This is a genomic window from Hymenobacter agri (genome assembly GCF_054778495.1).
The window spans coordinates 1-5,582 of sequence record NZ_BAAGZM010000270.1 but is presented as its reverse complement, the minus strand read 5'-3'; the positions used below and the strand labels follow the sequence as shown (position 1 = coordinate 5,582).

The following is a 5,582-nucleotide window of genomic DNA, read 5'->3' as shown; positions in this document are numbered from 1 at the left end:
GTTCGGGCTGGCTGGGCTCAGCCAAACGCCGGCTGAGGCCCGGGTGCAGGCCCGCGACGCCCGTTTGGCGCGCATTCTCGATTACGACCAACTGCTCCCCGCACCCCGCACCACTACCGACAGCCTCGGCACCGCTGCCATCGGCCTGTGGCTGCTGGGCGATTCCACGGTGGTCGACCCCGTGCTGCGCGGCCCGGTGTACCGCTTCGACGCCCCCGATTTTTTCGGGCGCATACTGCCCGCCAAGCTGCAGCTGCGTGCCCGACAGCTGGGACGCGACTACTTTCCAATATTGCTGGCCCTTTTGGTCACGGCCGTAGCTATTCGCCGCACACGGCCCGTGTCGCGTAGCTTCTGGCTGATACAAGTGGCTTTCGCGATGGGCCTGCTTGCTCTGGCCGGCATCCTGAAATTACCGCCGCGACTGGCATTGCCGCTGCTCGATTGCTGGTTGCTTACCAATCTGATTTACTGGCTGAATCCTGCCGTGAATGCGCGAGGCGAGGCTGTTGGTCTGACCGCGTCAGAAGATGGCGCAACAACTTTTGGTAGCAGTGCCTCATCGCTCTCAACGCTTTTGGGAACAGGGGCGGGGCAGGGCTTTCGCCGGCTGCTGGCCATCGGCATATTACTGCTGGTGAGTGGCCTGTACGCCGCCAAAACCTGGCACCGCCACCTCGTGCTGCGGCAGGAACAGCGCCGCCACGAACGCCCCATCCGTTTCCTGCGCCACCAAGGCGGGCGCCCGGTGCGCATCCTGGCCGGCACCAACGACCTGCTGAAAAGCCTCTCGCCCTTTAGTAGCTACTCGCCCGGGCCGGGCCCTGTACTGCTGCTCACGGGCTGGCCCGCTCACGACGCCTCGCAGGCCAGCCTGCGCCGGGCGCTCACCGGCACCACCGACCAAACTGAATGCCTGCGCCGCCTGGCCCAACTACCTACTTACGGTGCCCCGCCCCAGGCCGTGTGGCTACTCACCGCCGAAACCGCGCACTGGCTGAGCCGCCGCCTGCGCGCCCAGGGGCCGCGCCTGATGCTCTACCCAGAGCACGCCCCGGTCACCGTCGGTGCCGATTCGGCGGTGCACGTCTATCACGTGCAGGGTTGGCCCGAACACTGATTTTACCGTCGCCAAGGCCGGTTTTTGGCCCAACGGCGCAGGTAATGCCATAATCTTATACCCGAGCCCCTACGGTTCGGGCAGACCTTTGTTGCACGAAAAGCGTTTCCTCTTCATCATCCCCTCACGCTTATTCGCCCAGCATTATGCAAACCTCCATATCGATTACCCGCGGCGAAGTACTGCAGCAGATGGAAGGCTATCTGAAGGAAAACATGAGCACCTTCCTCAAAAGTGTGGAAGACAGCTGGCAGCCTGCCGATTACCTGCCCGATTCGCGCCGCGACACGTTTTTTGACGAAGTAAAAGAGCTGCGCGAAAAAGCCAGCGGCCTGAGCTACGACCTGCTGGCCGTGCTCATCGGCGACACTATTACCGAAGAGGCCCTGCCCAACTACGAGGCCTGGTTCCACGAGCTCGATAACATCAACCGCGACCGCAACAACGGCTGGGCCGAGTGGATTCGGGGCTGGACGGCCGAGGAAAACCGCCACGGCGACCTGCTGAACCGCTACCTCTACCTGAGCGGCCGCGTGAACATGCGCGAGTTTGAAGTTTCGACTCAGTATCTCATTAATGATGCCTTCGACCTGGGCACGGCCAACGACCCCTACCGCGCCTTCGTGTACACGAGCTACCAGGAGCAGGCTACCAACATTTCGCACCGCCGCGTGGGCCAGCTGGCCCGCAAAGCCGGCGACGACCAGCTCTCCAAAATCTGCGGTATGATTGCCGGCGACGAAACCCGCCACGCCCGCGTGTACAAGGCCTTTGTGAGCAAGATTTTCGAGCTTGACCCCAGCGAAATGATGCTGGCCTTCGAGGACATGATGCGCAAGAAGATTGTAATGCCCGCTCACTACATGCGCGAAATGGGCGTGGAAATGGGCAAAACCTTCGGCCACTTCACCGATGCCGCCCAACGCCTGGGCGTGTACACCAGCGCCGACTATACTGACATCCTCGACTCGCTCATCCACGACTGGGACATTGCCCGCATCGGCGGCCTTACCGGCGAAGCCGAACGCGCCCGCGATTACATCATGGCCCTGCCCAACCGCCTGCGCCGCGTGGCCGACCGCATGCCCGTGCCCAAGCTCGAATACAAGTTCAAGTGGATTGATTAACTCGTTGGCGCCTGCTAAGGTATTGCTGTTTCGAGCCACGTAAGAAACTTCAGAAAACCGCCCCGCCGTCTGGTTGGGGCGGTTTTTTTGTGGGGTGAGGATGGCAGCGGCAACCCACGGCGGCTTTGCTGGGTAATGACAATGCTGCCACCACGGCCGAGCTTATCCCAACCCAATCATTTCCGTTATGAAGACCACCAAAGCCGCCCACTACTCCAAATTTGGAAGCGCCGACGTTCTGCACATTGGCTCCATCGACTTGCCCGCTGTGGGCGAGGGTGAAGTCCGGCTGCGCGTGAAAGCCGCCGGCATCAACCCCGTCGATTACATCGTGCGCGAAGGCCATTTCGTGGCCGTGGTGCCCGTCGAGTTCCCGGTGGTGCCGGGCTGGGATGTGGCCGGCGTGGTGGAGGAGTGCGGCCACGGCGCTTCCCGCTTCAAAAAAGGAGATGAAGTGTACGGCTACATCCGCCGGCCCGTGGCCCAGCACGGCAGCTTCGCCGAAGAAATTGTGGTGCCCGAGTGCTACCTCACCATGCGGCCCAAAAAGCTGAAGTGGGCCGAAGCCGGCGGCCTGCCGCTGGCCGGCCTCACGGCCTACCAATCACTGTTCACGGCCGGTAAGCTGGCCAAAGGCGAGACCGTGCTCATCCTCGGCGCTTCGGGCGGGGTGGGGGGCACCGCCATTCAGCTGGCTAAAAACGCTGGGGCTACGGTCATTGCCGTAGCCAGTGCCAAAAGCGCCCGCCACATGAAAAAACTGGGCGCCCACCACACCATCGACTACGAAGCCAGCCCCATTGCCGAAGCTGTGGCCAAAATTGCCCCCGCTGGCGTCGATTTGCTGTTCGATGCCATCAGCGGCGACACGCTGCTCAAAAGCATCCCGGCCCTCAAGCCCAAAGGCCGGCTGATTTCCGTCCTTAACGATGGCACTGCCCTGAAGTTGCCGCGCGGCGTGCGCTTCGCCCACGTCATGGCCCAGCCCAGCGTGCCCGACCTCGACCACCTGCGCGAGCTCGCCGAGGCCGGCCAGCTGAAAGTACCCGTTTCGGCCACCTTCCCGCTGGCCGAAACCAAAAAAGCCTTCGAGCAGATTGAGTCGAAGCACACCACCGGCAAAGTGGTAATTGTGCCGTAACGAGCAGTCTTACAGAGCAAGAATCCTCCGGCTGCAGTTGATGCGGCCGGAGGATTCTTATATGGTGGCGTATGGTTACTTCTCCACCCGCACGCCTTTCCAGAACGCCACGCGGCCTTTTATTTCCTTGGCGGCGTCCTTCGGTTCGGGGTAGTACCAGGCGGCATCCTTGTTCTTTTCGCCGTTCACATTCAGCGAGTAGTAGCTGGCGCGGCCTTTCCAGGGGCAGCTGGTTTGGGCAATGCTGTCCTCAAAAAACTCTTTTTTGAGGGAATCGGCGGGGAAGTAGTGGTTGTTTTCGACCACGACGGTATCGTCGCTCTCGGCCACGACGGTGTTGTTCCAGATGGCTTTCATGGGTTAGGAATAGGGGAGCAGGGAAAAGAGAGAAGGCGGGCGGCGGCGAAAAGCCGCGCCGCTCACCACAACTGAACATAAACCCGGGCCCGGGGGTTTATTAAGCCGGGCCGCATGGTAGCTGACCGCCCGTATTCCCTATTTCCTTTCTCTTATTCCCCGCTATGGCCGTTGGCTTCCGCTTCCGCGATTTTGTGCCCGAAGACCAGCCCGACAAGGGCTTTGAGTCGCTATTCAAGATTTTCATGCAGCTCGTCACCATCACCTCCGGCGATGTGGGCGAAGCGCTGTCCTGGCTCAACGAGCTCGACAAGCAGTACGGCCTCACCGACGACAATTACGGCATGGGCAATTTCATCGACGACCTGAAGAAAAAAGGCTACATCGATGAGAATGAGCAGCAAAAGGGCGAGTTTAAGATTACGCCCAAAACCGAGCAGGGCATCCGCAAAAGTGCCCTGGAGGAGATTTTTGGCAAGCTGAAAAAGAGCAGCACCGGCAACCACCGCACGCCCCACACCGGCCAGGGCGACGAGCAGAGCACCGACCTGCGCGAGTTCCGCTTCGGCGACTCGCTGGAGCAGATTCAGATGTCCGAATCCATCCGCAACGCCCAGCTCAACCACGGCCTCGGGGGCGGCGACGATTTCATGCTGACCGAGGGCGACCTCGAAGTGCGCGAAAACGAGCACAAGAGCCAGACCAGCACCGTGCTGATGATTGACATCTCGCACTCAATGATTCTGTACGGCGAGGACCGCATCACGCCGGCCAAAAAAGTGGCCATGGCCCTGGCTGAGCTCGTGAAGCAGAAATACCCTAAAGATTTCCTCGACGTCATCGTGTTCGGCAACGACGCCTGGCAGATTGAAATCAAGGATTTGCCCTACCTGCAGGTGGGCCCCTACCACACCAACACTGTGGCCGGCCTGGAACTGGCTATGGACCTGCTGCGCAAGCGCAAGACGCCCAACAAGCAGATTTTTATGATTACTGACGGCAAGCCCACTTGCCTGAAGGAGGGCAACGGCTACTACAAAAACAGCTTCGGCCTCGACCGTAAAGTGGTGAACAAGACCCTGAACCTAGCCGCCGCCGCCCGCCGCGTCAAGATTCCCATCACCACGTTTATGATTACCTCCGACCCGTACCTGCAGAAGTTCGTGGAGGAGTTCACCGAAGTGAATCAGGGCAAGGCCTACTATTCGGGCCTGAAAGGGCTGGGCCACCTGGTGTTTGAGGACTATAAGAAGAACCGCCGCAAGACCCTGTAAAGCGCTGGTCGCAAAGTAAACAGAACGTCATGCTGGGCTTGGCGAAGCATCTTTACCGCAGTAGCAAAATCAATTACTACAACGGTAAAGATGCTTCGCCAAGCCCAGCATGACGTTCTGTTTTAACGCTACCTCACTGCCGCCACTTCACCATCCTCCGGCGTGGCATTCCTGATTTTGGGCACCGAGCGCAGGTACGCAAACAGGGCATGCACTTCTTCATCGGTGAGCAGCGAATACTTGTTCATCGGGTAGTGCAGCGGCCCGTGCGGCGACAGTCCAAATCGCACGGCTTGCCCAAACTGTGCCTCGCTCCAATTGCCCAGGCCCGTGGCCACGTCGGCGGTCAGGTTGCGCGATACTACGGTCTGGCCTTCGTTGTTGAGCAGGGGCGTGCCGCCGCCGAGGTAGCCCCGCGATTTTTCGGGGTCGTAGGGGTTGTTGCTTTTGAAATCCTTCGAGTGGCATTCGAAGCAGTGGTAGCGGCCGATGACGAGGTAGCGGCCGAAAGCGCGGGCATCGGCTGGTGGCGGGCCCAGCACGGGGGCGGCCGGCAGCCGGGC

At 60.6% G+C, this 5,582-nt stretch carries 6 protein-coding genes; 4 read left to right on the top strand and 2 right to left on the bottom strand.

The window, feature by feature from the left end:
- The 3 genes from ACYVDE_RS13410 to ACYVDE_RS13400 form a co-directional block, all read left to right on the top strand.
- Positions 1–1,120 (top strand): hypothetical protein (locus ACYVDE_RS13410; RefSeq protein ID WP_460502053.1); only part of this gene is annotated, 1,120 nt, incomplete at its 5' end.
- A 146-nt stretch (positions 1,121–1,266) separates the two neighbouring features.
- On the top strand, positions 1,267–2,247 hold the full coding sequence (locus ACYVDE_RS13405; RefSeq protein ID WP_460502052.1) for an acyl-ACP desaturase: 981 nt from the start codon (positions 1,267–1,269) through the stop codon (positions 2,245–2,247).
- Positions 2,248–2,434: 187 nt separating this feature from the next.
- Positions 2,435–3,388 carry an NADP-dependent oxidoreductase gene (locus tag ACYVDE_RS13400; protein WP_460502051.1) on the top strand — a complete coding sequence of 318 codons (954 nt, stop codon included), beginning with the start codon at positions 2,435–2,437 and terminating at the stop codon, positions 3,386–3,388.
- Positions 3,389–3,463: 75 nt separating this feature from the next.
- Here ACYVDE_RS13400 and ACYVDE_RS13395 read toward each other — a convergent pair whose 3' ends face one another.
- Positions 3,464–3,745: a DUF427 domain-containing protein gene (locus tag ACYVDE_RS13395; protein ID WP_460502050.1), complete on the bottom strand. Its 282-nt coding sequence runs from the start codon at positions 3,743–3,745 to the stop codon at positions 3,464–3,466.
- Positions 3,746–3,909: 164 nt separating this feature from the next.
- On the opposite strand from ACYVDE_RS13395, the gene ACYVDE_RS13390 reads away from it, so the two are divergent.
- Complete coding sequence (locus ACYVDE_RS13390) at positions 3,910–5,019, top strand: vWA domain-containing protein (protein WP_460502049.1); 1,110 nt, start codon at positions 3,910–3,912, stop codon at positions 5,017–5,019.
- Between the two features lie 128 nt (positions 5,020–5,147).
- Here the strand turns inward: ACYVDE_RS13390 and ACYVDE_RS13385 are convergent.
- A partial coding sequence (locus tag ACYVDE_RS13385; protein ID WP_460502048.1) for a c-type cytochrome occupies positions 5,148–5,582 on the bottom strand: 435 nt, incomplete at its 5' end.

Coding starts and splice junctions, on each gene's coding strand:
- ACYVDE_RS13395 (WP_460502050.1), bottom strand. CDS start 3,745: ATGAAAGCCATCTGGAACAACACCGTCGTGGCCGAGAGCGACGATACC.
- ACYVDE_RS13400 (WP_460502051.1), top strand. CDS start 2,435: ATGAAGACCACCAAAGCCGCCCACTACTCCAAATTTGGAAGCGCCGAC.
- ACYVDE_RS13405 (WP_460502052.1), top strand. CDS start 1,267: ATGCAAACCTCCATATCGATTACCCGCGGCGAAGTACTGCAGCAGATG.
- ACYVDE_RS13390 (WP_460502049.1), top strand. CDS start 3,910: ATGGCCGTTGGCTTCCGCTTCCGCGATTTTGTGCCCGAAGACCAGCCC.